The organism is Pseudarthrobacter sp. ATCC 49987, assembly GCF_009928425.1.
Lineage (GTDB): Bacteria > Actinomycetota > Actinomycetes > Actinomycetales > Micrococcaceae > Arthrobacter.
Genome location: NZ_JAABNS010000001.1, coordinates 2,153,132 through 2,178,472, shown reverse-complemented (window position 1 = coordinate 2,178,472; position 25,341 = coordinate 2,153,132). Strand labels below are relative to the sequence as shown.

General features: G+C 67.5%; 23 protein-coding genes. 20 read left to right on the top strand and 3 right to left on the bottom strand.

From position 1 onward, the window contains the following. Positions 1-5: 5 nt before the first annotated feature. The 16 genes from GXK59_RS10260 (at position 6) to dnaE (ending at position 19,594) form a co-directional block, all read left to right on the top strand. Entirely contained in the window at positions 6-1,493 is a 1,488-nt protein-coding gene (locus GXK59_RS10260; protein WP_160666509.1) for a UDP-N-acetylmuramoyl-tripeptide--D-alanyl-D-alanine ligase, read from the top strand. After that, on the top strand, positions 1,490-2,599 hold the full coding sequence (gene mraY / locus GXK59_RS10255) for a phospho-N-acetylmuramoyl-pentapeptide-transferase (RefSeq protein ID WP_160666507.1): 1,110 nt from the start codon (positions 1,490-1,492) through the stop codon (positions 2,597-2,599). Before GXK59_RS10260 ends, mraY begins: the two co-directional genes overlap by 4 nt. Then, entirely contained in the window at positions 2,581-4,182 is a 1,602-nt protein-coding gene (murD, locus tag GXK59_RS10250; protein WP_160666505.1) for a UDP-N-acetylmuramoyl-L-alanine--D-glutamate ligase, read from the top strand. The genes mraY and murD overlap by 19 nt, the downstream gene beginning before the upstream one ends. 2 nt (positions 4,183-4,184) lie before the next feature. Next, on the top strand, positions 4,185-5,696 hold the full coding sequence (gene ftsW, locus GXK59_RS10245; RefSeq protein WP_160666503.1) for a putative lipid II flippase FtsW: 1,512 nt from the start codon (positions 4,185-4,187) through the stop codon (positions 5,694-5,696). A gap of 6 nt (positions 5,697-5,702) precedes the next feature. Then, on the top strand, positions 5,703-6,821 hold the full coding sequence (gene murG, locus GXK59_RS10240; protein WP_160666501.1) for an undecaprenyldiphospho-muramoylpentapeptide beta-N-acetylglucosaminyltransferase: 1,119 nt from the start codon (positions 5,703-5,705) through the stop codon (positions 6,819-6,821). After that, positions 6,818-8,233 carry a UDP-N-acetylmuramate--L-alanine ligase gene (gene murC / locus GXK59_RS10235; RefSeq protein ID WP_160666499.1) on the top strand — a complete coding sequence of 472 codons (1,416 nt, stop codon included), beginning with the start codon at positions 6,818-6,820 and terminating at the stop codon, positions 8,231-8,233. Before murG ends, murC begins: the two co-directional genes overlap by 4 nt. Next, a complete protein-coding gene (locus GXK59_RS10230; RefSeq protein WP_160666497.1) occupies positions 8,226-9,092 on the top strand; it encodes a cell division protein FtsQ/DivIB in 867 nt (288 codons plus the stop codon). The genes murC and GXK59_RS10230 overlap by 8 nt, the downstream gene beginning before the upstream one ends. 273 nt (positions 9,093-9,365) lie before the next feature. Next, entirely contained in the window at positions 9,366-10,592 is a 1,227-nt protein-coding gene (gene ftsZ / locus GXK59_RS10225; protein ID WP_160666495.1) for a cell division protein FtsZ, read from the top strand. A gap of 117 nt (positions 10,593-10,709) precedes the next feature. After that, positions 10,710-11,450 carry a polyphenol oxidase family protein gene (locus GXK59_RS10220; RefSeq protein ID WP_160666493.1) on the top strand — a complete coding sequence of 247 codons (741 nt, stop codon included), beginning with the start codon at positions 10,710-10,712 and terminating at the stop codon, positions 11,448-11,450. Then, entirely contained in the window at positions 11,447-12,217 is a 771-nt protein-coding gene (locus tag GXK59_RS10215; RefSeq protein WP_443094278.1) for a YggS family pyridoxal phosphate-dependent enzyme, read from the top strand. The genes GXK59_RS10220 and GXK59_RS10215 overlap by 4 nt, the downstream gene beginning before the upstream one ends. An 87-nt stretch (positions 12,218-12,304) precedes the next feature. Next, positions 12,305-12,835 (top strand): cell division protein SepF, encoded by a 531-nt coding sequence (locus tag GXK59_RS10210; RefSeq protein WP_160666491.1) that lies wholly within the window; start codon positions 12,305-12,307, stop codon positions 12,833-12,835. Between the two features lie 138 nt (positions 12,836-12,973). Continuing rightward, on the top strand, positions 12,974-13,282 hold the full coding sequence (locus GXK59_RS10205; protein ID WP_160666489.1) for a YggT family protein: 309 nt from the start codon (positions 12,974-12,976) through the stop codon (positions 13,280-13,282). Positions 13,283-13,432: 150 nt separating this feature from the next. Further along, the gene (locus tag GXK59_RS10200) at positions 13,433-14,119 is read left to right on the top strand and encodes a DivIVA domain-containing protein (RefSeq protein ID WP_160666487.1); all 687 of its coding nucleotides are present in this window, start codon (positions 13,433-13,435) and stop codon (positions 14,117-14,119) included. 140 nt (positions 14,120-14,259) lie between these two features. After that, positions 14,260-14,874, top strand: coding sequence for a signal peptidase II (lspA, locus tag GXK59_RS10195; protein WP_160666485.1), 615 nt, complete (start codon positions 14,260-14,262; stop codon positions 14,872-14,874). Continuing rightward, on the top strand, positions 14,864-15,943 hold the full coding sequence (locus tag GXK59_RS10190; RefSeq protein ID WP_272927718.1) for an RluA family pseudouridine synthase: 1,080 nt from the start codon (positions 14,864-14,866) through the stop codon (positions 15,941-15,943). The genes lspA and GXK59_RS10190 overlap by 11 nt, the downstream gene beginning before the upstream one ends. A gap of 93 nt (positions 15,944-16,036) precedes the next feature. Further along, entirely contained in the window at positions 16,037-19,594 is a 3,558-nt protein-coding gene (dnaE, locus tag GXK59_RS10185; protein WP_160666483.1) for a DNA polymerase III subunit alpha, read from the top strand. A 91-nt stretch (positions 19,595-19,685) separates the two neighbouring features. Here dnaE and GXK59_RS10180 read toward each other — a convergent pair whose 3' ends face one another. After that, a complete protein-coding gene (locus tag GXK59_RS10180; RefSeq protein WP_202129204.1) occupies positions 19,686-20,144 on the bottom strand; it encodes a flavin reductase family protein in 459 nt (152 codons plus the stop codon). Positions 20,145-20,354: 210 nt separating this feature from the next. On the opposite strand from GXK59_RS10180, the gene GXK59_RS20470 reads away from it, so the two are divergent. The 3 genes from GXK59_RS20470 to nrdR all read left to right on the top strand — a co-directional run bounded on the left by GXK59_RS20470 (position 20,355) and on the right by nrdR (position 23,050). Next, positions 20,355-20,993, top strand: coding sequence for a hypothetical protein (locus GXK59_RS20470; RefSeq protein ID WP_202129107.1), 639 nt, complete (start codon positions 20,355-20,357; stop codon positions 20,991-20,993). A 54-nt stretch (positions 20,994-21,047) separates the two neighbouring features. Next, the gene (gene hisD, locus GXK59_RS10170; RefSeq protein ID WP_160666479.1) at positions 21,048-22,439 is read left to right on the top strand and encodes a histidinol dehydrogenase; all 1,392 of its coding nucleotides are present in this window, start codon (positions 21,048-21,050) and stop codon (positions 22,437-22,439) included. Between the two features lie 119 nt (positions 22,440-22,558). Beyond that, on the top strand, positions 22,559-23,050 hold the full coding sequence (nrdR, locus tag GXK59_RS10165; RefSeq protein ID WP_160666477.1) for a transcriptional regulator NrdR: 492 nt from the start codon (positions 22,559-22,561) through the stop codon (positions 23,048-23,050). 156 nt (positions 23,051-23,206) lie between these two features. Here the strand turns inward: nrdR and ppgK are convergent, their stop codons facing one another. Continuing rightward, positions 23,207-24,010, bottom strand: a complete 804-nt coding sequence (ppgK, locus tag GXK59_RS10160; protein ID WP_160666475.1) for a polyphosphate--glucose phosphotransferase — start codon at positions 24,008-24,010, stop codon at positions 23,207-23,209. An 89-nt stretch (positions 24,011-24,099) separates the two neighbouring features. Continuing rightward, on the bottom strand, positions 24,100-24,978 hold the full coding sequence (map, locus tag GXK59_RS10155) for a type I methionyl aminopeptidase (RefSeq protein WP_160666473.1): 879 nt from the start codon (positions 24,976-24,978) through the stop codon (positions 24,100-24,102). A 104-nt stretch (positions 24,979-25,082) separates the two neighbouring features. Here map and GXK59_RS10150 point away from each other — a divergent pair, with 104 nt between their 5' ends. Continuing rightward, complete coding sequence (locus tag GXK59_RS10150) at positions 25,083-25,250, top strand: SPOR domain-containing protein (protein ID WP_128081649.1); 168 nt, start codon at positions 25,083-25,085, stop codon at positions 25,248-25,250. Positions 25,251-25,341 lie beyond the last annotated feature (91 nt).

Here is a 25,341-nt window from a genome sequence, read left to right as displayed (position 1 = left end):
CCGAGATGATTGCATTTACCGCGGCGGAAATCGCCGACATAACCAAAGGCCGGCTGGCCGCCGAACCGGGCATCACTCCCGGCTCCGTGGTGACCGACTCCCGTGAAGCCACCCCGGGTTCCCTCTACGTCGCCAAGCCGGGGGAGAGCGCCGACGGCCACGACTTCGTAGCCGAGGCCTTCGAACGCGGCGCCGTGCTGGCTCTCGTCGAGCATGACGTCACGGACAGCGCAGGGCGCACCTACCCCGCCGTTGTGGTCCAGGACTCGGTCCTGGCAATGGGCGCCCTCGCCGCGGAGGCAGTCCGGCGGATCCGCGCCAGCCGCGCCGCCACCGGCGAGCCGCTGACGGTGATTGGCATCACCGGCTCGGCCGGCAAGACCACCACGAAAGACCTGCTGGCCGGAATCCTCGGCGCGGAAGGTGCGACCATTGCCCCGCAGGGTTCCTACAACGGCGAAGTAGGGGTCCCGCTGACCGTCTTCAAAGCCGGTCCCGACACCCGCTACCTCGTCATCGAGATGGGTGCCACAGGCGTCGGCCACATCCGCTACCTCGCCGAGATGGTCCGCCCCGACATCGGCGTGGTTCTCGGCGTCGGCACGGCCCACGCCGGCGAATTCGGCGGTGTCGAGAACATCGCCCTCGCCAAGGGCGAGCTCGTCGAAGCCCTTCCGGCCGGCGGCACCGCCGTCCTCAACCTGGACGACGCCCGCGTCGCCGCCATGGCGTCGCGGACTTCCGCGACGGTCCTCGGCTTCTCCGCCCAGCCCGCCAAGGACGGCAAGCAGGCCGCCGTCCAGGCAGTCGGCGTCGAGCTGAATGCCGCCGGCAGCCCCGAGTTCGAACTGTTCCTGCCGGGCGGGAGCGCCGGGCAGCACGTCTCAGCCAGGCTGATCGGTGCCCACCACACCGCCAACCTCCTGGCAGCGGCGGCAGCGGCCCACGCCGCCGGTGTCCCCGCCCCGCGGATCGCCGCCTCCCTCAGTGCCCAGACGGCCGCCAGCCGCTGGCGGATGGAACGCACCGAGCGGGCCGACGGCGTCACCGTCATCAACGATGCGTACAACGCCAACCCGGAATCCATGCGCGCCGCGCTGCGGACCCTCGCCGACCTCGGACAGGGCCGCCGGACCTGGGCAGTGCTCGGGGCAATGCTCGAACTTGGCCCCGACTCCATCCGTGAACACATGGCCGTGGGCACCCAGGTGGTGCGGCTCAACATCTCCCGGCTCGTCGTCGTCGGACGCGAGGCACGTTCGCTCTACGTCTCCGCCGTCAACGAGGGGTCCTGGGGCAACGAGTGCGTCTTCGCCGAGACCGCGGAGGAAGCCTACGAACTGCTGCAGACCGAGCTCGAGCCCGGTGACCTGGTGTTGTTCAAGTCTTCCAACAGCATCGGGCTGCGGCACTTGGGCGATCGGATAGCATTACCCCCACAAGCCCCCGGGACCGCTGCCGGAACCGCCACTGAAGGGAGTGCGCTGCTGTGATTGCACTGCTGATGGGCGCCGGACTGGCCCTGCTGTTTGCCTTCCTGGGCACCCCGCTATTCATCCGCTTCCTGGTCCGGAAGAGCTACGGGCAATTCATCCGGGATGACGGACCCACCTCGCACCACACCAAGCGCGGCACCCCCACCATGGGAGGCACCGTCGTCGTCCTCGCCGTGCTCGCGAGCTACGGCATCACCCACCTCGTCATGTGGCTGCTCAACCCGGCGTCACCGGGCCCCTCCGCCTCGGCCCTGCTGCTGCTGTTCCTGATGGTCGGCATGGGCCTCGTCGGCTTCCTGGATGACTTCATCAAGATCTCCAAGCAACGAAGCCTGGGCCTGAACGCCAAGGCCAAGCTGATCCTGCAGGCCGCCGTAGGCATCATCTTCGCGGTCCTGGCGCTGCAGTTCCCGGACGAGGGCGGCGCGACACCGGCGTCCTACCAGATCTCCCTGGTCCGCGATATCCCGTGGCTGAACCTGGCCTTCGCCGGCACCGTCGTCGGCGCCATTCTCTTCGTGTTGTGGTCGAACCTGATCATCACCGCCGCCACCAACGGCGTGAACCTCACGGACGGCCTCGACGGCCTTGCCGCTGGCGCGTCCATTATGGTCTTCGGCGCTTACACCCTGATGGGGATCTGGCAGAGCAACCAGGCCTGCGGGTCCCCGCGGCAGGCCGGCGCCGGCTGCTACAGCGTCCGTGACCCGCTGGACCTGGCACTGCTCGCGGCCATCCTCAGTGCGGCCCTGGTCGGCTTCCTGTGGTGGAACACGTCACCGGCAAAGATCTTCATGGGGGACACCGGATCACTCGCCATCGGCGGTGCTGTCGCCGGCTTCGCCATCCTGTCCCGGACCGAACTGCTGCTCGCCTTCATCGGCGGCCTCTTCGTCCTGATCACCCTCTCGGTGATCATCCAGGTCGGCTACTTCAAGATCACCAAGGGCAAACGGTTCTTCAAGATGGCCCCGCTCCAGCACCACTTTGAACTCAAAGGCTGGGCCGAGGTCACCGTCGTCGTCCGGTTCTGGATTTTGTGCGGACTCTTTGTGGCCGCCGGCCTGGGCATCTTCTACGCCGAATGGGTGGTACTGCTGTGACTGGTCCTATTCCCGCACCCCTCACCACCTCGCCCCGGCTCCAGGGCCTGGTCAGCTGGGACGCCGACTGGGCCGGACTGCGGGTGGTCGTCACCGGCATCGGCGTCTCCGGCTTCGCCGCCGCCGACACCCTGATCGAACTGGGCGCCCGCGTGATCGTGGTGGATGCCGCCACCGGCCCCACGGCGCAAGCCCAGGCGGACACGCTGCGGATCGTCGGCGCGGCCGATGTCCTGCTGGGCGAGGAAGCAGTGGAGTCCATTCCCAAAATTGACGGTGCAAAGCCGGACCTGGTCGTCACCTCTCCGGGCTGGCGCCCGGACCAGGCCCTGCTCGCCGCCGCGGCCAGGGCCCACATCCCGGTCTGGGGCGACGTCGAACTCGCCTGGCGGCTGCGCGAACGCAAGGGACGCAAGACCGCGGACTGGCTCACGATCACCGGCACCAACGGCAAGACCACCACCGTCGGGCTCACCGAGTCGATGCTCCAGGCGGCAGGGCTGAAGGCTATCGCCGTCGGCAACGTCGGCACACCGATCCTGGACGCCCTGCGCGATCCGGTGGACTACGACGTCTTCGCCGTCGAACTTTCCAGTTTCCAGCTGCACTGGAGCGACTCCGTCTCGCCGGTCGCGAGCGTCTGCCTCAACGTCGCCGAGGACCACGTTGACTGGCACGGCTCCTACGCCTCCTACCTGGCGGACAAGGCCAAAGTCTACGAACACACCCAAAAGGCCTGCATCTACAACGCCGAGCAGATCGAAACCGAACGCATGGTGGAGGACGCCGACGTCGTCGAAGGCTGCCGGGCGGTGGCCTTCACCACCCTCACACCGGCCGTCAGCATGCTCGGCGTCGTCGAAGGGCTCCTCGTGGACCGTGCCTTCATCGCCGAGCGCAAAGACAGCGCCGCCGAGCTTGCCTCCGTTTCGGACCTGGGCCCCGTGGCTCCGCGGCACATGGTGGCCAACGCCCTGGCTGCTGCAGCCCTGGTACGGGCCTACGGCGTCGAGCCGGCCGCCGTCCGCAAGGGCCTGCTGAACTACTTGCCGGGGGACCACCGCATCCAGCTCGTCGCCCGCCACAACGGCGTCCTGTGGGTCGACGACTCCAAGGCCACCAACCCGCATGCCGCCGCCGCGTCCCTTTCGGCGTTCGAGAACGTTGTGTGGATAGCGGGCGGGCTTTCCAAAGGCGTGAACTACGAGCCCCTCATCCAGGAGCACGCCAGCAGGCTCAAGGCCGTGGTCCTGATCGGCACCGACTCCAGCGATCTCCACTCCGCGCTGCAGCGACACGCGCCGGATGTCCCCGTGATCGGTGCGGGGAAGGGCGAAACTGAACACGTGCAGACTGCCGGAACGGCCGGCGCCGGAGCAGGACCCTCGCCGATTTTCGGCGAGACTGTGATGGCCCAGGCCGTAGCGTCGGCGGCGCAGCTCGCCGCCTCCGGTGACACTGTGCTCCTGGCCCCGGCCGCTGCATCCATGGATCAGTTCTCTTCCTACGCTCACCGTGGCGACGCCTTCATCGAAGCTGTCCGCGGGCTCGTGGAAGGGCAGGCTCAGACCAGCGAGGAGTAACAATGGTCAGCACGCCCACACGTACCCCCGCGGCCGCACCGGCCGCACCAACGCAACCCGCCGCGACGGCGCCGCGTGTCCGGCTGCACACCGGCCCGCTTGCCGCCGGCCGGAAGATCCGGGGCTGGTACCAGGGATTCTGGTCCGCCCTGGAAGGAACGGGGAAGTCCCGCAACGGCTCCACCTACTACCTGATCCTGGGGTCCACCCTCGCGCTCACGGCGATCGGCATCCTGATGGTGCTGTCCGCTTCCAGCGTCGAGGCAATCGCGGCAGGCGAATCGCCCTACACGGCCGCCCTCAAACAGGGGATGTTCGCCGGGATCGGCCTGTTCGGCATGTTCCTGCTCTCGCGGGTCAACGTCGTGTGGCTCAAGCGCGGCGCCTGGATCGCCATCATTGTGGCGTTCGTGCTGCTGGGGCTCGTGCTGCTCGTCGGCCGCAGCGCCCTCGGCAACCAGAACTGGATCGACGTCGGGCCCTTCACCTTCCAGCCCTCCGAGGCGGCCAAACTGGCGCTTGCCCTGTGGATGGCCACGGTGCTGGACCGTAAAGCCAAGCTGTTGTCCCAGACGAAGCACGTCCTCGTCCCTGTCGTCCTCCCGGGAGCCGCCGGAGTGATCGGACTCATCCTCATGGGCAACGACCTCGGCACCGCCATGATCGTCATGATGATCACAGCGGCCGCCCTGTTCTTCGCCGGAGTGCGGCTCTACCTGTTCGGCATTGCCGGCGTCATCCTCGCCGCGGGCACCATCATCCTGGCCATCACCAGCCCCAACCGCGTGTGCCGCATCCTGTCCTGGACCGGTCAGACCTGCGCCGACGGCTCCGACCTGAACTACCAGTCCACCAACGGCCTGTACGGGCTCGCCTCGGGCGGCTGGTTCGGGGTGGGGCTGGGCCAAAGCCGGCAGAAGTACAGCTGGATCCCGGAAGCCCACAATGACTTCATCTTCGCCATCATCGGCGAGGAGCTCGGGCTCGTCGGGACCCTCGTGGTGCTGGTCCTGTTCGCCATCCTCGGCACCGCCATCTACCGCGTCGTGGTGGCCCAGAAGAACATGTTCCACCGCGTCCTGGCGGGCACCATCATGGTCTGGCTGCTCGGCCAGGCGACGGTCAACATGGCCGTGGTCACCGGGCTGGCCCCCGTCGTGGGAATCCCGCTCCCGTTCATTTCCTACGGCGGCTCGGCCCTGCTGATGTCGCTGTGCGCGATCGGCGTAGTCTTGTCCCTGGCCCGGGCGCAGATGGCGCCCGGACTCCAGCCGGACCGGCTGTTCAGGTTCGGCCCCGCCGGACTGGCGGCGTCCCTGCGGAAGCGGATCGCGGCGCGCGGCGCGGCCGCCACCACAAGGAGGCCCGGGAAGGATCCCGCGGCCAAGGCGGCCGGCACCGGCAATCCCGCCGGCAAGCTCACTGCCGGGCCCGCAGCCACCCGCACGCCGGCCACCCGAACGCCGGCCACCCGGACCCCCGCCCCCAGCAATCCTGCACGAAAGCGTAAATAGGCCTCCATGAACATTGAGTCGTCTTTGTCCGTCGTCCTTGCCGGCGGCGGAACAGCCGGGCACATCAGCCCGCTCCTGGCCATCGCGAACGCACTCCGCGAGGCCCGTCCCGGCGTGCGGCTCCTCGCTGTGGGAACACCGGGCGGGATGGAAGCCCGGCTGGTCCCGGCCGCGGGGCTGGACCTCGCCACTATCAGCCGGGTGCCCTTCCCCCGCCGGCCGTCGCTGGACCTGCTGCGGCTGCCCGGCCGGCTGGCCGGCGCCGTGAAACAGGCCGGCGTCATCCTCGACGGGGCCAACGCCGACGTCCTGGTCGGCGTCGGCGGCTATGTCTGCACCCCGCTGTACCTCGCCGCACGGCGCCGGAAGATCCCCATCGTCATCCACGAGGCGAACACCCGCCCGGGGCTCGCGAACCGCGTGGGCGCACGCCTGGGCGGACACGTCGCCGTGGCCTTCGCAGCAACACGCCTGGGCGCCTCCCGGCACGTTGGCATGCCGATGCGCAGGGAAATCTCCGGCCTTGACCGGACCGCCGCCCGGCCCGCGGCCCGGGCAGCCCTCGGCCTGGACCCGGACCGTCCGGCCCTGATTGTCACCGGCGGCTCCTCGGGCGCCCAGAGCATCAACCGCACCATCGCCGCATCGCTCGGACTTCTCTCGGAGGCCGGCATCCAGACCCTGCACATCACCGGACGCGGCAAGGCCGTCCACGATGCCGGCGGCAAGCCGCTCGCGGCCCCCGGCTACCAGCAGCGTGAATACGTGGACGGAATGGAAACGGCGTACGCCGCCGCCGACCTGCTGCTGGCCCGCTCCGGCGCCGCGACCGTCTGCGAGGTCGCCGCCGTCGGCCTTCCCGCCGTCTTCGTTCCGCTGCCCATCGGCAACGGCGAGCAGGCACTCAACGCCGCCGGACTCGTGGAGGCAGGAGGCGCCCTGCTCGTGGAGGACAGCACGTTTTCCCCCGGCTGGGTCCGCGAACACATTATCCCGCTGCTCCAGGACCCCGACCGGCTCGCCCGGATGGCGGCCAGCGCCGAAAAGCTCGGCATCCGGGACGCCGACCGGCGCATGGCCGATCTCGTCCTTGAAGCAGCACAGCAGGAAGCAGTAGCGAAATGACGGAGCCAGAACACCACCACGCCCCCACGGTTGCCCGCACCGGGGAGTCCCTCGGACGTGTCCACTTCATCGGCATCGGCGGCGTCGGGATGTCCGCCGTGGCCCGCATCATGGTGGCCCGCGGCCTGCCGGTCAGCGGCTCAGACGCCAAGGACCTCCCGGTCATGGCGGACCTGGCCGCCGCCGGGGCCAGGATCTGTGTCGGCTACGACGCCGCCAACCTCGGTGACGCGCAAAGTGTGGTCGCCGGCTCGGCCATCCGCGCAGACAACCCTGAGCTGGCCGCCGCACGGGCCGCCGGCCTCCCGGTGCTGCACCGCTCCGAGGCACTGGCGGCCGCCATGGCGGAGGACACCGCCGTCACCGTGGCCGGCACCCACGGCAAGTCCACCACGACGTCGATGATCGCCGTCCTCCTGCAGGGCGCGGGACTGGACCCGTCCTTCGCCATCGGTGCGAATGTTCCCGCGCTCGGCGTCAACGCCGCCAGCGGCAGCACCCCGATCTTCGTCGCCGAAGCCGACGAATCCGACGGCTCCTTCCTGAATTACCGTCCGCAGATCGCCGTCGTGACCAACGTCGAACCTGACCACCTCGATTACTACGGCACCGCCGAGGCCGTCTACGCCTCCTTCGACCGCTTCACCGCACTGCTCCCGGCCGACGGTGTGCTGGTCGCATGCGCGGACGACGCCGGAGCCAGGGCACTTGCCCAGCGGACACTCGAGCGCGGCAACACACGCGTCGTGCTTTACGGCACCGGCGGTGACGCCCAGCTCCTGCTGCACGACGGCGGCCCGGGCGACGTCTCGATCACCACCCCGGCCGGCCGCTTCCCCCTCGACCTGCACGTTCCCGGGCGGCACAACGCCCTCAATGCGGCGGCCGCTTTCGCCGTCGCCCTGGAACTCGGTGTGGACCCCGGCACTGCCGCCGGTGCCCTGGCCGCCTTCACAGGTGCGTCCCGGCGCTTCGAATTCAAGGGCGAGGGCCGCGGGGTCCGGGTCTACGACGACTATGCCCACCACCCCACCGAAGTGCGGGCCGCCCTCGCCGCGGCGCGGTCGGTGGCCGGCGGCCACAAGCTGCACGTCCTCTTCCAGCCGCACCTGTTCTCCCGGACCCGGGAGTTCGCCGCGGAGTTCGCCGCAGCGCTCAACACCGCCGACACCGCCCTGGTCCTGGACATCTACCCCGCCCGCGAGGACCCGATTCCAGGGGTCAGCAGCCAGCTGATCGCCGCACACCTTGGCGCCGGCGGCCGGCTCGTCGGCCCGGGCGAAGAGGCCGTGCAGGCGGTGGTGTCCGCCGCGGGGCCGGGGGACATAGTGCTCACGGTCGGCGCCGGCGACGTCACGGCCTACGGGCCGCTGATTGTGGCGGCCCTCAACGACGGTTCTTTCGGTGCCTAGCACCCGCAGGCCCGGCTACAAGGCAGGCGCGGGCCGCCCGCCGTCGGCGCGCGGTGACTCGGCGTCAGCCGACGTCATCTCCGCGTCCAAGGACAGCGCCGCAACCGGCCCCGACGTCCGCACCCCGCCCGCTCCGGACAACGTATTGTCCTTTCCGGAACCCAAGGCCAAACGCCGCAAGCGCATCCTGCTGGGTACCGTCGGCGCCCTGGCGGTACTGATCGCAGGGATTCTCGCCGCCGCTGTCTACTCGCCCGTCCTGGCGCTGCAGACGGTCACCGTGGAGGGCACCAAACTGCTGACCGCGGACCAGATCAAGACGGCCCTCGCGCCGCTGCAGGGCAAGCCGCTGCCGCAGATCAGCGACGGCGACGTCACCGCCCTCCTGCAGCCTCTCGTCCAGGTCAAGGAAGTCACCGTCCAGGCCCGCCCGCCCTCGACGCTGCAGGTCAAGGTGACTGAACGCGTGCCGGTGGCCCTGGTCAGGCAGGGTGAGGCACACCAGCTGGTCGATGCCGACGGGGTGAAGCTCAGCGACACCGCGGACCCGGCCTCGATTCCCCTTCCGGTCATCGACGGCGGAAACGGCACCCTGCCCAAGGACCTGTTCCATGCCATCACCGGGGTCCTGGGGGCGTTGCCCGCCGACGTGCTGGCCCGGCTCTCCAGCGCCTCGGCGAAGTCGGCGGACGCCGTCGAACTCAAACTCGTTGACGGCCAGACCATTGTGTGGGGCAACGCGGGGGAGAAGGAGCTCAAGGCAAAGGTCCTCGAGGCCCTGCTGAAGGCCCCCGCCGACCCGAAAAACCCGGTCCGGGTCTACGACGTCAGCGTGCCCCGGCACCCGGTCACCCGATAGCCGCGAATCACTTAGCCGCGGAAGGGCAGCGGGACCTGCACTGTCCCCGCCCAGCCGCCGGCCGCAGGCACCACCGCAGTACCAAAAGAGGCTATTTCAGCGGTATTCCTGCGACACGCGGGGCCGGTTATTGAATGTCATCTACATAGGAAATAGCGTCACAGCATGAGTTACTTGACATAACTATAACCTTCAACTCGAAGGTTAAGGTTGAAAGCTTCAAGCCCGACTCCATCAGTTTTCGCAACAGAACACGAACAAGGGACACGTAACGTGGCAGCTCCGCAGAATTACTTGGCCGTCATCAAGGTCGTCGGCATCGGCGGCGGTGGCGTGAACGCAGTCAACCGCATGATCGAGGTCGGTCTTCGCGGCGTCGAATTCATCGCGGTCAACACCGATGCGCAGGCATTGTTGATGAGCGATGCAGACGTCAAGCTCGACATCGGGCGTGAGCTGACGCGCGGCCTGGGAGCCGGTGCGAACCCCGAGGTCGGCCGGCAGGCCGCCGAGGACCATGCCGAGGAAATCGAAGAGGTCATCCGCGGCGCTGACATGGTCTTCGTCACCGCCGGCGAAGGCGGCGGCACCGGCACCGGCGGCGCGCCCGTCGTGGCCCGCATCGCACGCTCGCTCGGCGCACTGACGATCGGCGTTGTCACCCGTCCCTTCACCTTCGAAGGCCGCCGCCGCGCCGGCTCCGCCGAGGCGGGCATCGACGCCCTCCGCGACGAAGTCGACACACTCATCGTCATCCCGAACGACCGCCTGCTGTCCATCAGCGACCGCAACGTCTCCGTCCTTGACGCGTTCCGTTCCGCCGACCAGGTGCTGCTGTCCGGCGTCCAGGGCATCACCGACCTGATCACCACCCCCGGCCTGATCAACCTTGACTTCGCCGACGTCAAGTCGGTCATGCAGGGCGCAGGCTCCGCACTGATGGGCATCGGCTCGGCGCGCGGCGAAGACCGCGCCGTCAAGGCTGCGGAGCTCGCCATCGCCTCCCCGCTGCTGGAAGCATCGATTGACGGAGCCCATGGCGTCCTGCTGTCCATCCAGGGCGGTTCGGACCTTGGCCTCTTCGAGATCAACGAGGCCGCCCGCCTGGTCCAGGAAGTCGCCCACCCCGAGGCCAACATCATCTTCGGTGCCGTCATCGACGACGCCCTCGGCGACGAGGCCCGTGTCACCGTCATCGCGGCCGGCTTCGACGACGTCAAGGCCACCTCGCCGTCCATGGACCAGTCGCTTCCGCAGTCGGCCCCGCAGCGTCCGGCGGCGCCGGCAGCTGCCCCCGCGCCGGTCCAGGCCCCGTCCTCGGCCCACGTCCAGCCGCTGCACGCCACGGTCGGCGCCTCGGGTTACGGCGGCTGGGGCCAGCAGCGCCCGTCCGCAGTTCCGGCCGACTCCGGCTTCGACGTCGACCTGCCGTCCGTCGTGGAGCCGGACCTGTCCGGCCGTCACTCCGATGACCTGGACGTCCCTGACTTCCTCAAGTAGGTCCCGGCGTAGATCCTGAAGCACCATGGCACTGCTGTCCGGCAGTGCCATGGTGTTTTTTGTTAGGATCACAGTCCTGAAGCAAAGCAGTTGTACAAGAGTTTGGCGGTGTTCTGAGTGTTCTCGTGGCGGGCTGAAGTCCGGCCTGGCGTCTGGGTGGCTTTCACCGACGCCGCTGCCGGCAACCTCGCGCTCCATGTCGGCGACGATCCGGCGGACGTCGGGCGCCGGCGCAGGGACCTCGAAGTGGCGCTGGGCCTGGGCTCCCGTCGCTTCCAGTACATGAACCAGGTCCACGGCAACGACGTCGCCGGCATCGGGGCCGGCACTGATCCCGTAACTGCTGATCCCGTCACAGCTGAAGGCCCGACTGCGGATGCCATGGTGTCCCTCGGGGAGCCCCTGGCCGTGATGGTGGCCGACTGCGTGCCGATCGTCCTGGTGGGGGACAGGGCCGGCGGGGAGCGCCCCGTCCTGGCCGTCGTGCACGCCGGCCGCCCCGGCGTCGCGTCCGGCGTGGTCCCCGCGGCCGTCGCGCGCATGCGGGGGCTCGGCGCGTCAGCGCTCAGCGCCTGGATCGGCCCGTCCGTCTGCGGGAACTGCTACGAGGTTCCCGCGGACATGCGCGACGACGTCGCCGCCCGCGTGCCCGCGGCCCGGTGCACCACATCCCGCGGCACCCCCGGCCTGGACCTGCCGGCCGCCGTCCGCAGCCAGCTGCGGGACGCCGGCGTGGCGGTCGAATACTCCGGGCATTGCACCCTGGAGGACACCAACCTTTTCTCCTACCGCCGTGACCCGAACACCGGGCGGTTCGCCGGGCTCGTCTGGACGGACGCCGGGACGGGGCAGCCGTGAACGGCCAGGTGAATGAGCCGACGCGGGGGCCGGACACCGCAACCGGCCGGCCCGATGCCCGGCTGGAACAGCTCAGGGAGCGGCTCGCGGCCGTCCGGCAGCGCATCGACACTGCCGTTGCGGCCGCCGGACGGCAGGAGCGCCCGCCCCAGCTGATCGTGGTCACCAAGTTCCATCCCGCCGAGGATGTCCGGCGGCTCGCCACACTCGGCATCACGGACGTCGGGGAGAACCGGGACCAGGAAGCAGCGGAGAAGTCCGCTGCGCTGCGTGGACTGGATCTTCGCTGGCACTTCATCGGCCAGCTGCAGAGCAACAAGGCAAAGTCCGTCGTGAAGTACGCCCACGCCGTGCACTCCGTGGACCGGCCGCAGCTGGCCAGTGCCCTGGCCAGGGCCATGGCGGCCGACCAGGAACGCACCGGGCGGGCGCCACTGGACTGCTTCATCCAGGTCAGCCTCGACGACGACGCCGGCGGTCACCGCGGAGGCGCCCTTCCCGCAGACGTCCCGGCCCTGGCCGAGCAGCTGGCCGGGGCGGAAGGACTCCGGCTCGCCGGCGTGATGGCGGTCGCCCCCTTCGGTGCGGATCCGGCCCCGGCCTTCGAGAAGCTCGCGGAGCTTTCCGCCCGGCTGACCGCCGTCCACCCCGGAGCCTCCGGCATTTCCGCGGGCATGAGCCAGGACCTGGAAGAGGCCGTCCGGTTCGGGGCGACACACCTTCGTGTTGGCTCCGATATTCTCGGTCCGCGTCCGGCGTTGCGGTAGGTTCAACGTATTGGAAGGTAATGGCGGGGATTCCAAGGCTGCTAAGTCATTGATCGGCCCGCTGACGGACACGATTAGGAGTCGACCATGGCCGGCGCTCTGCGCAAGACAATGATCTATCTTGGGCTCGCCGATGGCGACGAGCACTACGAGTCCGAGCACCAAACATCGCACAAGGATGAGGACGATTCCATGGAGCATGACCGCGAGGAACGCCGCGCACCCGCGCCCGTCCGCGAGGCCCCCAGGGAAGAGCCCTACGCCGCTGAAGAGGAATATCGCGCACCTGTGACACCCATCAAGCGAGCGGCGTCGAGCCGCGAAGAGCACACCGGACTCCGCCAGATCACCACGATCCACCCGCGGTCCTACAACGACGCCAAACTCATCGGTGAGAGCTTCCGTGACGGCATCCCCGTCATCATGAACGTCACGGACATGGGTGAAGCGGACGCGAAGCGGCTCGTCGACTTCTCTGCCGGATTGGTCTTCGGACTTCGCGGCAGCATCGAGCGCGTCACGAACAAGGTCTTCCTGCTGTCGCCGTCGTACGTTGAAGTCATCGGCGACGACAAGAAGGTCAGCGAGACCCAGGCGGCCTTTTTCAACCAGAGCTAGATCCGGATTCTCCCGAAGGATGCCAGGCAAGGACACCTTGTCTGGCATCCTTGCTGAATTATCCGTGTTGAAATAGAGGCGTAACTATCAAGAGGACACTGCGGTTTCCGGAATGAACATGGAGATATGAGTTAACTCATGGGAATTGTTTTCGGACTTGTCTATATCGCCCTGCTGTTGTTCCTGGTTGCCCTCATCATCCGGCTGATTTTCGACTGGGTGCAGATGTTCGCACGAAGCTGGCGGCCGCGCGGCGCGGCGCTCGTCGCCGCCCACGCTGTGTATTCGGTCACAGACAAGCCCATCAAGCTGCTGCGGCGGCTCATTCCGCCGCTGCGGCTGGGCGGAATATCACTGGACCTCGGCTTCCTGCTGTTGTTCGTGGCAGTCACCATAGCCATGGCGGTTGCCAAGTACCTGGTGTTCGCCCAGCCCATCTCAGCGTAGGCGGGCGGCGGACCCGGTCCGCGGCCCGAAACAGATATAAACTCCGGTTTGACACTGCGGTGTTGAATTAGAGGAACCAGACCATATTTAGGTACCGTAGTTTTGACGGCCGGAAGGCCTACTGACTAACTAGACCAACGAGGTGACCAGATGGCTTTGACGCCAGAAGACGTTGTCAACAAGCGCTTTCAGCCGACCAAGTTCCGCGAAGGCTACGACCAGGATGAAGTTGATGACTTCCTGGACGAGATCGTCGTCGAACTGCGACGCCTGAACCAGGAGAACGACGAGCTGCGCAAGAAGCTTGCCGAACTGGGCGCCGGCACGCCTGCCAGCTCCGCCGCCGCGGCTCCCGTCGTGGAAAAGGTTCCGGCACCCGTCAAGGCCGAGAAGGAAGACCGCGCCAAGGCTGAAGCCGAGGCCAAGGCCGCTGAAGCCGCCAAGGCTGCTGAAGTTGCCAAGAAGAAGGAAGCCGAGCAGGCAGCTGCCCCGGCACGCGCCGCCGCCACCCCGGCAGCCGAGTCCGCTGCGGGCCTGCTGGCAATGGCGCAGCAGATGCACGACAAGCACGTCGCCGACGGCGAGCAGCAGCGCGACAAGATCATCGCCGAAGCGCAGATCGAAGCCAGCAGCCTCGTCAACGACGCCCAGGAGAAGTCCCGCAAGATCCTCGGTGCCCTCGAGCAGCAGCGCTCCGTCCTGGAACGCAAGGTCGAGCAGCTCCGCGGCTTCGAGCGCGACTACCGTTCACGCCTGAAGGCCTACATCGAAGGCCAGCTGCGTGACCTGGATGCCCGTGGCTCCGTGGCTGCCCCTGAGGTCGAAGCCAGCAGCTAAGGTATTTAGCAAGTATTCTGAAAGCCGGTGGCTGAGGATTCCTCGGCCGCCGGCTTTTGGCATTAACCGCCGGGTCCGCCCGCGGCCGTGCCCAAGCACCCGGTTCCCAGTCCCCGCACTGGCTCGTGAACGAAAGCCTTATGACTGACGCACCATCACCTGACCCAACGCAGCCCGCCGAGTCCGCGCAGACCGGGTTCTCTCAAGCCGAGTCCGCGCAAACCATTCCCGCCGGGCCCCGGCCGCGGCGGGCCCTGCTGCTCGCCGTCTTCTTTGGCCTGGCGGTGTTCGCCTACGTCTTCGACCAGCTCACCAAACTGTGGGTCACCGGCAACATGACCGAGGGCGAGCGGATCCCCGTCCTGCCGCCGCTGCTGCACTGGTACTACATCCGCAACTCCGGTGCCGCTTTCTCAATCGGCGAGAACGTCACCTGGGTGTTCACCATCATCATGACCGCAGTATCGATCGCCATCCTGGCGCAGCTGCGGAAACTCGGATCGCTCTGGTGGGCGCTGGCGCTCGGGCTGCTGCTCGGCGGTGCCCTCGGCAACCTCACGGACCGCCTGTTCCGCGAACCTTCGTTCGCCATGGGCCATGTCGTGGACTTCATCCAGCTTCCCAATTTCGCGATTTTCAACATCGCCGACTCAGCCGTTGTGTGCTCCGTGGTGATCATCTGCCTGCTGACGCTGCGCGGAATCTCCCTGGACGGCTCACACCTGACCAAGGACACAGTGAAACATGACTCCTGAGCACCCGGTGCCCGGACACAGCACGCCCGAGGACCTGACGCCGGAGGGGTCCTTGCCGGCTGGGACGCTGCCCGAAGACATCCTGCCGGAAGACATCGACGACGCCGGGGGCGGGCCCCACGGGGCGTCCGCGACGGCCGCGTCATCGTTCCGCTTCGTGGTCCCCGATGAACTCGCGGGCACCCGGGTGGATGCCGGGCTGGCGAAACTCATGGATATTTCCCGCTCGCAGGCCGCCACACTGATCGCCGAGGGCAACGTCATCAGCAAGGACAAAGCGGTCGGAAAATCGCTCAAGCTTGCCCCCGGCACCGTGCTCGACGTCGCCGTCCCGGAACGCCGGGACCCCCTGGAAATCGTGGAGGAAGTCGTGGAGGACCTGTTCATCCTGCTGGACGATGACGAATTTGTCGTCATCGACAAACCGGTCGGTGTGGCCGCCCACCCCTCGCCGGGCTGGGTGGGACCCACCGTCGTCGGCGGGCTCGCCGGCCTCGGCTACCGGATCTCCACGTCGGGCTCGCCCGAGCGCGCCGGCATCGTCCACCGGCTCGACGTCGGGACCTCCGGGGTGATGGTGGTCGCCAAGACGGAGCGGGCCTACACGGCGCTCAAGCGTGCCTTCAAGGAGCGCACCGTGGATAAGGTCTACCACGCCGTCGTGCAGGGCCTGCCGGATCCGCTGGCCGGCACCATTGACGCGCCGATCGGCCGCCATCCGGGCCACGACTGGCGGTTCGCCGTGATCGAGGACGGCAGGGACTCCATCACGCACTACGAGGTCCTTGAGGCGTTCGGCAAGGCCTCGCTCGTGGAAGTCCACCTCGAGACCGGCCGCACGCACCAGATCCGGGTCCACTTCTCCGCGCTGCGTCACCCGTGTGCGGGCGACCTGACCTATGGCGCTGACCCGCGGCTCGCCGCCACGCTGGGGCTCACCCGGCAGTGGCTGCACGCCCGGCAGTTGTCCTTCGACCACCCCCGGACGGGGGAGCGGGTCACGGTCACCAGCGAGTACCCGCAGGACCTGCGCTACGCGCTGGAAGTCCTGGAGTCCGGACAGGCCTGACGGGCCCCTGTGGCCGCCGGGTTGGACCTGTCCAATCGGGTGGCCGCCGGAGTGCCGCGTGGAATGGCCGGCGCGCGGCACTAGAATGATTCGGTGACTTCCAGCAACGACTCGTTTGTCCATCTCCACAACCACACCGAGTACTCGATGCTGGACGGCGCCGCCCGGCTCAGTGAACTGTTCGACGAAACTGAACGGCTCGGCATGCCGGCCCTTGCCACAACGGACCACGGTTACCTGTTCGGCGCCTTCGATTTCTGGAAGCGGGCCACGGACCAGGGCATCAAGCCGATCATCGGCGTCGAGGCCTATGTAACCCCCGGCACCGCGCGCACGGACAAGACCCGCGTCCGCTGGGGCGAGGAGAACCAGCGCAAGGACGACATCTCCGGCGGTGGCGCCTACACCCACATGACGCTGCTCAGCTACAACAACGTGGGCATGCGGAACCTGTTCCGGGCCTCCTCGATCGCGTCCCTTGATTCGGTCTTCGGCAAATGGCCCCGCCTGGACCGCGAACTCCTGAACACCTATGCGGATGGCCTGATTGCGACCACCGGGTGCCCGTCCGGTGAGGTCCAGACCCGGCTCAGGCTCGGCCAGTACCGGGAAGCCGTCGAAGCGGCCGCCGAGTTCCGCGACATCTTCGGAGCCGAGAACTACTTCTGCGAACTCATGGACCATGGCCTGGACATCGAGCGGCGCGTCACGGGGGACCTGCTGCGCCTGGCCAAGGAACTGAACCTTCCGCTCGTGGCCACCAACGATCTCCACTACACGCACGAGCACGACGCGAAGGCGCACGAGGCCCTGTTGGCCATCCAGTCCGGTTCCACCCTCCTGGAGCCGACGTACGACAACGGCGGCTCGCGCTTCGCCTTCTCCGGCAGCGGGTACTACCTGAAGTCACCGCGGGAAATGCGGGAACTGTTCCGCGACCACCCGGAGGCGTGCGACAACACACTCCTGATCGCCGAGCGCTGCGAAGTCTCGTTCAACACCGGCGCCAACTACATGCCCCGGTTCCCCTGCCCGGAGGGGGAGGACGAAACGTCCTGGCTGGTCAAGGAAGTCGACAAGGGACTCCAGTACCGCTACCCCCAGGGCATCCCGGACAAGGTCCGCACCCAGGCGGACTACGAACTCGGCGTCATCACGTCCATGGGTTTCCCGGGCTACTTCCTGGTGGTGGCCGACTTCATCAACTGGGCCAAGAACAACGGCATCCGGGTGGGTCCCGGACGTGGCTCGGGCGCAGGCTCGATGGTGGCGTACGCCATGCGCATCACCGACCTCGATCCGCTGCACCACGGCCTGATCTTCGAGCGATTCCTCAACCCGGACCGCGTCTCCATGCCTGACTTCGACGTCGACTTCGATGACCGGCGCCGCTCCGAGGTGATCGACTACGTCACGCGTAAATACGGGGACGAACGCGTCGCGATGATCGTCACCTACGGCACCATCAAGACCAAGCAGGCCCTCAAGGACTCCTCGCGCGTGCTGGGCTACCCGTTCAGCATGGGCGAGCAGCTGACCAAGGCGCTGCCGCCGGCCGTGATGGCCAAGGACATCCCGTTGGCCGACATCCAGAACAAGGACTCCAAGCGCTACAGCGAGGCGGGGGACTTCCGCCAGCTGATCGCCACGGACCCGGAAGCCGCCAAGGTGTTCGAAACGGCGCTCGGCATCGAGGGCCTGAAACGCCAGTGGGGTGTCCACGCGGCCGGCGTCATCATGTCCTCGGACCCCATCATCGACGTCATCCCGGTCATGCGCCGCTTCCAGGATGGCCAGGTCATCACCCAGTTCGACTACCCGACGTCCGAGGGCCTCGGCCTGATCAAGATGGACTTCCTGGGCCTGCGGAACCTGACGATCATTTCCGACGCCCTGGAAAACATCAAGATGAACCGCGGGATCGACCTCGACCTGGAGTCCCTGGAACTGGACGACGTGGCGTCGTACGAGCTGCTTGCCCGCGGCGACACCCTGGGGGTGTTCCAGCTCGACGGCGGCCCGATGCGCTCCCTGCTCAAGCTGATGAAGCCTGACAACTTCGAAGACATCTCCGCCGTCCTGGCGCTCTACCGGCCCGGACCCATGGGGGCCAACGCGCACACCGACTACGCCCTGCGCAAGAACAAGATCCAGGAAGTCATCCCGATCCACCCGGAGCTCGAGGAACCGCTCTCCGAGATCCTCGGTGGCACCTACGGCCTGATCGTGTACCAGGAGCAGGTCATGGCCGTGGCCCAGAAGCTCGCCGGCTACACGCTGGGCCAGGCCGACATCCTGCGCCGCGCCATGGGCAAGAAAAAGAAATCGGAACTGGACAAGCAGTTCGCCGGCTTCTCCCAGGGCATGCAGGACAACGGCTACTCCATGGCTGCGGTCAAGACCCTCTGGGACATCCTGCTGCCGTTCTCCGACTACGCCTTCAACAAGGCGCACTCGGCCGCCTACGGCGTGATCTCCTACTGGACCGCCTACCTGAAGGCGCACTACGCGCCGGAGTACATGGCGGCCCTGCTCACCTCGGTCGGCGACGACAAGGACAAATCGGCCATCTACCTCAACGAATGCCGGCGCATGGGCATCACGGTGCTGCCGCCGGACGTCAACGAGTCTGCGCTGAACTTCACCCCGGTCGGCACCGATATCCGCTTCGGCATGGGGGCCATCCGCAACGTCGGCGTCAACGCCGTCGAAGCCATGGTGGCGGCCCGCGAAAAAGAGGGCGCCTACACGTCCTTCAAGGACTACCTCGTGAAGGTCCCGGCCGTGGTGTGCAACAAGCGCACCATCGAATCCCTGATCAAGGCCGGCGCCTTCGACTCCCTGAACCACCACCGGCGCGCCCTGGCCATGATCCATGAAGAAGCCATCGACTCGGTCATCACCCTCAAGCGCAACGAGGCGATCGGCCAGTTCGACCTCTTCGCCGGTTTCGACGAGGCCGAATCCGAGGCGTCCCTGAGCATCGAAATCCCGGACCTTCCCGAATGGGAGAAAAAGGACAAGCTCTCCTTCGAACGGGACATGCTGGGCCTGTACGTCTCGGACCACCCGCTGCAGGGGCTCGAAGGGGTCCTGAGCCAGCATGCCGACCAGTCCATCACCTCGATCATCGCCGAGGACGGCCCGCACGACGGCGCCATCGTCACCATCGCGGGCATGATCACCTCACTGAGCCGGCGGATCGCGAAAGCCAGCGGCAACGCCTACGCCCGTGCCGAGATCGAGGACCTGGGCGGTTCGGTCGAGGTCATGTTCTTTGGCCAGGTCTACGGGCCCATCGCCTCGGTGCTGGCAGAGGACCTGATCGTCGTCGTCAAGGGGCGGCTGCAGCGCCGCGATGACGGCGCCGTCGCCCTGAACTGCATGGAACTGTCCGTCCCGGACCTCAGCGAGGGCCTCAACGGCCCGCTCGTGATCACCATGCCGACACACAAGGCGACCGAAGCCGTCGTGACCGAACTCGGAGACGTGCTGCGGACCCACCGCGGCAAATCCGAAGTCCGGCTGCACCTGCAGGGTGACACCCGGGTGGAAGTCATGGGCCTGCCCGTACACCTGAGGGTCAACCCGAGCCCGTCGCTGTTCGGCGACCTGAAGGTGCTGCTCGGCCCCACCTGCCTGGACAGCTGATCTATACGGGCTCGACCCCCGCCGAAGTGACAGTTAATGCCCATGCCGCTCAAAGACATGGGCATTAAGTGTCACCTCGAGAGGTGACAGGTCAGATCTCGTAGTCGAGCGGCACGGGCTGGCCATAGGAGCCGGAGTGGTAGAGCAGGGGGGCGCCGTCGGCACCGACTTCGCCTTCCACGACCTCGACCACCACCACGGCGTTGTTCTCGAAGGAGAGCCGCATCTGGACCTTGCCGATCAGCCAGCCGGCGACGTCGTTCAGGATCGGCACCTCATGGGGTCCGAGCGCCCAGTGATCCCCCTCGAATCGGTTGCTGGTCCGGGCAAACCGGTCCGCAAGCTCCTGGTTGTCCAGCCCCAGCATGTGGACGCCGATGTACGTGGTGTTGGCCACGGCCGGCCAGGAACTGGACGTGCGGGCCATGTTGAACGTGAACCGGGGCGGCTTCGCCGAGAGCGAGGCCACCGAGGTCGCCGTGAAGCCGAAGGGGACGCCGTTGAAGTTGGCGGTGATAATGGCCACTCCGGCCGCGTGCCGGCGGAACATCTCCCGGAACGTTCCCTCGAAGGCTTGGTCCTCTGTGGCCACTGCGATCCAACTCCCTGCTGCACGTGTGTGATGTTCCTACCCTGCCAGCGTATTGCGCCTGCGAACGGCGGCGTTACTTGTTTACCCGGAGCCGTCATGTGGAACGTCATCCGCCGGACGCGCGATGTCATGTGCCCCGGCGCCGGAAAGCTTGTTAAGGTTTGTTGCATGACACAGCCCGCAGTACACGGCCAGTTCCGACAGGACGCCCCGCAGGACGCCCCGCACGGTTCCGCCCGGAACCCGGTCCAGGGCTTCCCGCCCGGCACTGCTTCAGGCCGGCCGGGACGGGAACCCGGCGTCCGCGCCGTGACGTGGCGGAAAGCCGCGGCCATCGCCGCTGCCGGCATCCCGGCGGGGCTGCTGTGGTGGCTCCTGGCCCCCTCGGGACTGAACCTGCTGTCCGGCAATCCGGAGCTGCGGAGCGGCGGAAACACGGAAGGGTGGCTGCTGCGGGACCTCATCCTGGCGGGCCTGTTCCTGCTGGCCGGCTGCATTTCGGGCGCTGTTGCGTCGGGCAGCAGGCACAAAGGCCCGTCCGGCGGGGACGTGCTCCTGGCAGTCGGCGCTGGAGCGCTGGGCGCCCTCGCGGCCTGGGGGACCGGCGTGCTGTGCGGCCTGTGGTGGGGCGCGCCGGAAGACACGGCCAGCGCCAGCATCGCCTTCTCGCTGCGGTCCCTGGCCGTCCTGGCGATCTGGCCGGCCGCCACCGCCCTGGCTGTCTTCCTGAACACCGTCTTCAGCAAGCCGGCTCCGGATGCAGGCCACGCGGCTGACCTCGGGGATACCGAACAGCCTTCCGGGTAGCGGCCCCGAAGTAACAGGCGCGGGACTCGCCGGCGCGGCACGTAAAATGAACGGGTGACCCTTTCAGCTGACAGCTCCGTACCGGCCGCAACTGCGCCCCAGGCACCCGCCGACCCAGACTTCCGCACCGTCGACCTCCGCGGCCAGCGCCTGACCCTCGCGGGTCTCCGTGCCGCGGTACCCCGGGCCAGGGCCGGCACCATGGCTGATGCCGAGCAGAAGGTCCTGGACATCATCCACGCCGTCCGCACCCGGGGCTTCGAGGCACTCAGCGAACTGGCCCGGACGTTCGACGGCGTGGAGCAGGCGCATCCCCGGGTCCCCGCGGAAGCGCTCACGGCTGCCCTGGCCGGGCTCGACCCCGCCGTGCGGGCAGCCCTGGAAGAGTCCATCAAGCGTGCCCGCCGCTTTGCCGATGCCCAGCGCCCGGCGGACACCGACGTCGAACTCGGAGAAGGCGCGGTGGTCAGCCAGAACTGGGTCCCCGTGGCACGCGTCGGCCTCTACGTGCCCGGCGGCCTGGCGGTCTACCCGTCCTCCGTGATCATGAACGTTGTCCCGGCCCTCGCAGCCGGTGTCGAATCCATCGCACTGGCATCCCCGCCGCAGAAGGACTTCGACGGCCTCCCACACCCCACGATCCTTGCCGCAGCGTGCCTGCTCGGGATCGAAGAGGTCTACGCGATCGGCGGCGCCCAGGCCATCGCGGCTTTCGCCTACGGCGTCCCCGCCTCAGGGGGGAAGGCCGGGCTGGACCCGGTGGACGTCGTCACAGGCCCGGGCAACGTCTTTGTCGCCACCGCGAAGCGTCTCGTCAAGGGCGTGGTGGGCATCGATTCCGAGGCCGGCACCACGGAGATTGCGATTCTGGCCGACGCCACGGCGCAGCCGGGCCTGGTCGCGGCCGACCTGATCAGCCAGGCCGAGCACGACCCCAAAGCGGCATCCGTGCTGATCACGGACTCCGAGGCCCTCGCCGCCGCCGTACGGGTGGAACTCGATCGCCAGGCGGCACTGACCAAACACAGCAGCCGGGTCCGTGAGGCACTCTCAGGCCCGCAGTCCGGAGTCGTCCTGGTGGACAACCTCGAACAGGGCATCGCGGCGTGCAACGCCTACGCCGCCGAACACCTGGAAATCATGACGGCTGACGCGGCCACGGTCGCGGGCCGGATCCGCAGCGCCGGGGCGATCTTCGTCGGGGACTACAGCCCCGTAAGCCTGGGCGACTACTGCGCCGGCTCCAACCACGTGCTGCCGACCAGCGGCACGGCGGCGTTCTCCTCCGGACTGAACGTGACCACCTTCCTGCGCGCCATCCAGGTGATCAACTACTCCCGCGCCGCCCTGGAAGAGGTGAGCGGGCACATTGTGAGCCTGTCCGGGGCGGAGGACCTCCCGGCGCACGGCGAAGCGGTCACTATTCGGTTCGCCCAGGACGCCTGACCACTACATGTAGTAATTACAGGCTTGTTATTCAGCTACATCTAGTCGTAAACTGATGGCGGAGCCAAGTGACATCGATGTGCGACCTGACATGGACTTGCGACAGGGGAGGAAACGCCATGTATTGCCCGTTTTGCCGGAACCCTGATTCGCGTGTGGTGGACAGCCGGATCGCCGACGACGGCTCGGCTATCCGACGACGCCGGCAGTGCCCCGAGTGCGGGCGACGCTTCACCACTGTCGAGACCACCAGCCTCACCGTGATCAAGCGGTCAGGCATTGGTGAGCCGTTCAGCCGCAGCAAGGTCATCAACGGCGTCCGCAAGGCCTGCCAGGGCCGTCCCGTCACCGAGGACGACCTCGCCATGCTGGCCCAGGAAGTCGAAGAGACCATCCGGGCCTCCGGCGCCGCGGAGATCGATGCCCATGAAGTTGGCCTCGCCATCCTCAACCCGCTCCAGCGGCTCGACGAGGTTGCTTACCTGCGCTTCGCGAGCGTCTACCAGGCCTTCGAATCCCTTGAGGACTTCGAAGCCGCCATCTCCCTGCTCCGCCATGAGGCCGAGACCAAGGGCCGTGAAGGCACAAGCCAGCAGAAGAGCCCGCTCTAAGGAGCACCGGGCTCCAGTACCAGCGCCACCGGCCCACAGACTCCGGTGGTGGCAGCGGAGGGGAAGCCGCAGCCGCCACCGGCACCAAATAAAAAATGAGCTATCACTCCGGGTCGTTCCCAGCGTTCAGGACGACCCGGAGTGATAGCTCATTGGCTACTTGGCCAGTTTGTGCTTCAGCGCGATCTCGAGGGCGGCGCCGACGATTCCGGCGTCGTTCTTCAGCTCGGCCGGGACGATCGGCGTGCGCAGCTGCAGCCGCGGCAGGTATTCGTCGGCCCGTTTCGAGATGCCGCCGCCGACGATGAACAGTTCGGGGGAGAAGAGGAACTCCACGTGGGAGAAGTACCGCTGGAGCAGCACGCTGTACTCCTCCCAGCTCAGGCCGTCCCGCTCGCGGGCCACGGCTGAGGCCTTGCTCTCGGCGTCGAACCCATCGATTTCAAGGTGGCCGAGCTCGGCGTTGGGAACAAGCTTGCCGTCGAAGATAAAGGCGGAGCCGATCCCGGTGCCGAGCGTGATGACCAGCACTGTCCCCTCGACGAACTCGCCCGCGCCGAAGCGTGCCTCTGCCAGGCCGGCGGCGTCGGCGTCGTTGATGACCTCCACCGGGCGGCCGAGACGGGCCGTCAGCAGGGCATCGATGTCCATTTCCAGCCACGACTTGTCCACATTGGCGGCGGAGTGGACCACACCGTGCTGGATGATGCCCGGGAAGGTGACGCCCACTGGCGAGTCCGGTGCCGGCGCGTCGGGTCGGGCGGACAGTTCGGCGACAACCTGGGCCACGACTTCGGCAACGGATTCGGGCGTCGAGGGCTGCGGGGTGGGGATGCGCAGGCGGTCACCGATCAGCTTGCCCTTCTTCAGGTCGACGATCCCGCCCTTGATCCCGGTGCCGCCGATGTCGATGCCGATCAGCGGGGCGTTCTTCTTCGACTTCTCGTCCTTCTTGGCCAATGTGGTTCCGTTCGTGGCAGGGGGCGGAGCTAGGAGGGTGCGGCCCAGGGCCGGGGGGCGAAGACCGGGATCTTCTGGTGGAGCGGGAATCAGGGGAGGGTCAGCACCTCGGCGCCGGTCTCGGTGACCAGCAGGGTGTGCTCGAACTGCGCGGTGCGTTTCCGGTCGCGGGTGACCACGGTCCAGTCATCGGCCCACATGTCCCAGTCCACGGTGCCCAGTGTCAGCATCGGTTCGATCGTGAAGACCATGCCGGTCTCCATGACCGTGTTGTAGGCCGGGGCAGCATCGTAGTGCGGGATGATCAGGCCGGTGTGGAAGGCCTCACCCACGCCGTGGCCGGTGAAGTCGCGGACGACGCCGTAGCCGAAACGCTTGGCGTAGGACTCGATGGTGCGGCCGATCACGTTGATTTCGCGGCCCGGGGCGACAGCGCGGATGGCCCGGTTCAGGGATTCCTGGGTCCGCTCGACGAGCAGGCGGGATTCCTCGTCAACGTCGCCGGCCAGGAACGTGTAGTTGGTGTCGCCGTGCACGCCGCCGATAAAGGCCGTGATGTCGATGTTGACGATGTCCCCGTCCTGAACCACGGTGCTGTCCGGGATGCCGTGGCAGATGACTTCGTTCAACGACGAGCACAGGGACTTGGGAAAGCCCCGGTAGCCGAGGGTGGACGGATAGGCATGGTGGTCGAGCAGGAACTCGTGGCCCACCCGGTCCAGCTGGTCCGTGGTGACGCCGGGCTGGATGTGCTTGCCGACCTCCACGATGGCCTGCGCGGCAATCCGCGAGGCGACGCGGATCTTCTCGATGGTCTCCGCCGATTTGACCTCGGAACCGGTGAACTTGGCCGGCGCGGGCTTGCCCACGTATTCGGGGCGCGGGATCGACGCCGGAACGGGCAGCTGCGGGCTGACAGCTCCCGGGACCAGGGTGCCGATGGGTGCAGTCGAGGCTAGAGAAGGCATACATTGATCATATAAGGCCCCGGCCGGAGGCACAGAAACAAACGCCGCGATACAAACGCCCCGCGACGCCCGCGGGCCGCCACCATAAGAGCTGAGGAGCATCGATGCCGGAGTACTGGTACAACGTCAACACGCACGAGGTTGAAGAGGACGCCATGTCCGACTGGAGCCAGCTGATTGGCCCGTACAAGACGCGGGAAGAGGCCGAACACGCCCTCGAGAAGGTCAAAGCCCGCAACGAATCCTGGGAAAAAGGCGACGAGGACGACTAGGCACCGGCCGCCGTGCCGCGCCGGAGAGCGCGTGGACGGCAACCGCGGGCCAGGCGCCGCTGCCAGGGGCTGATTTTTCTCACCCGGTGCG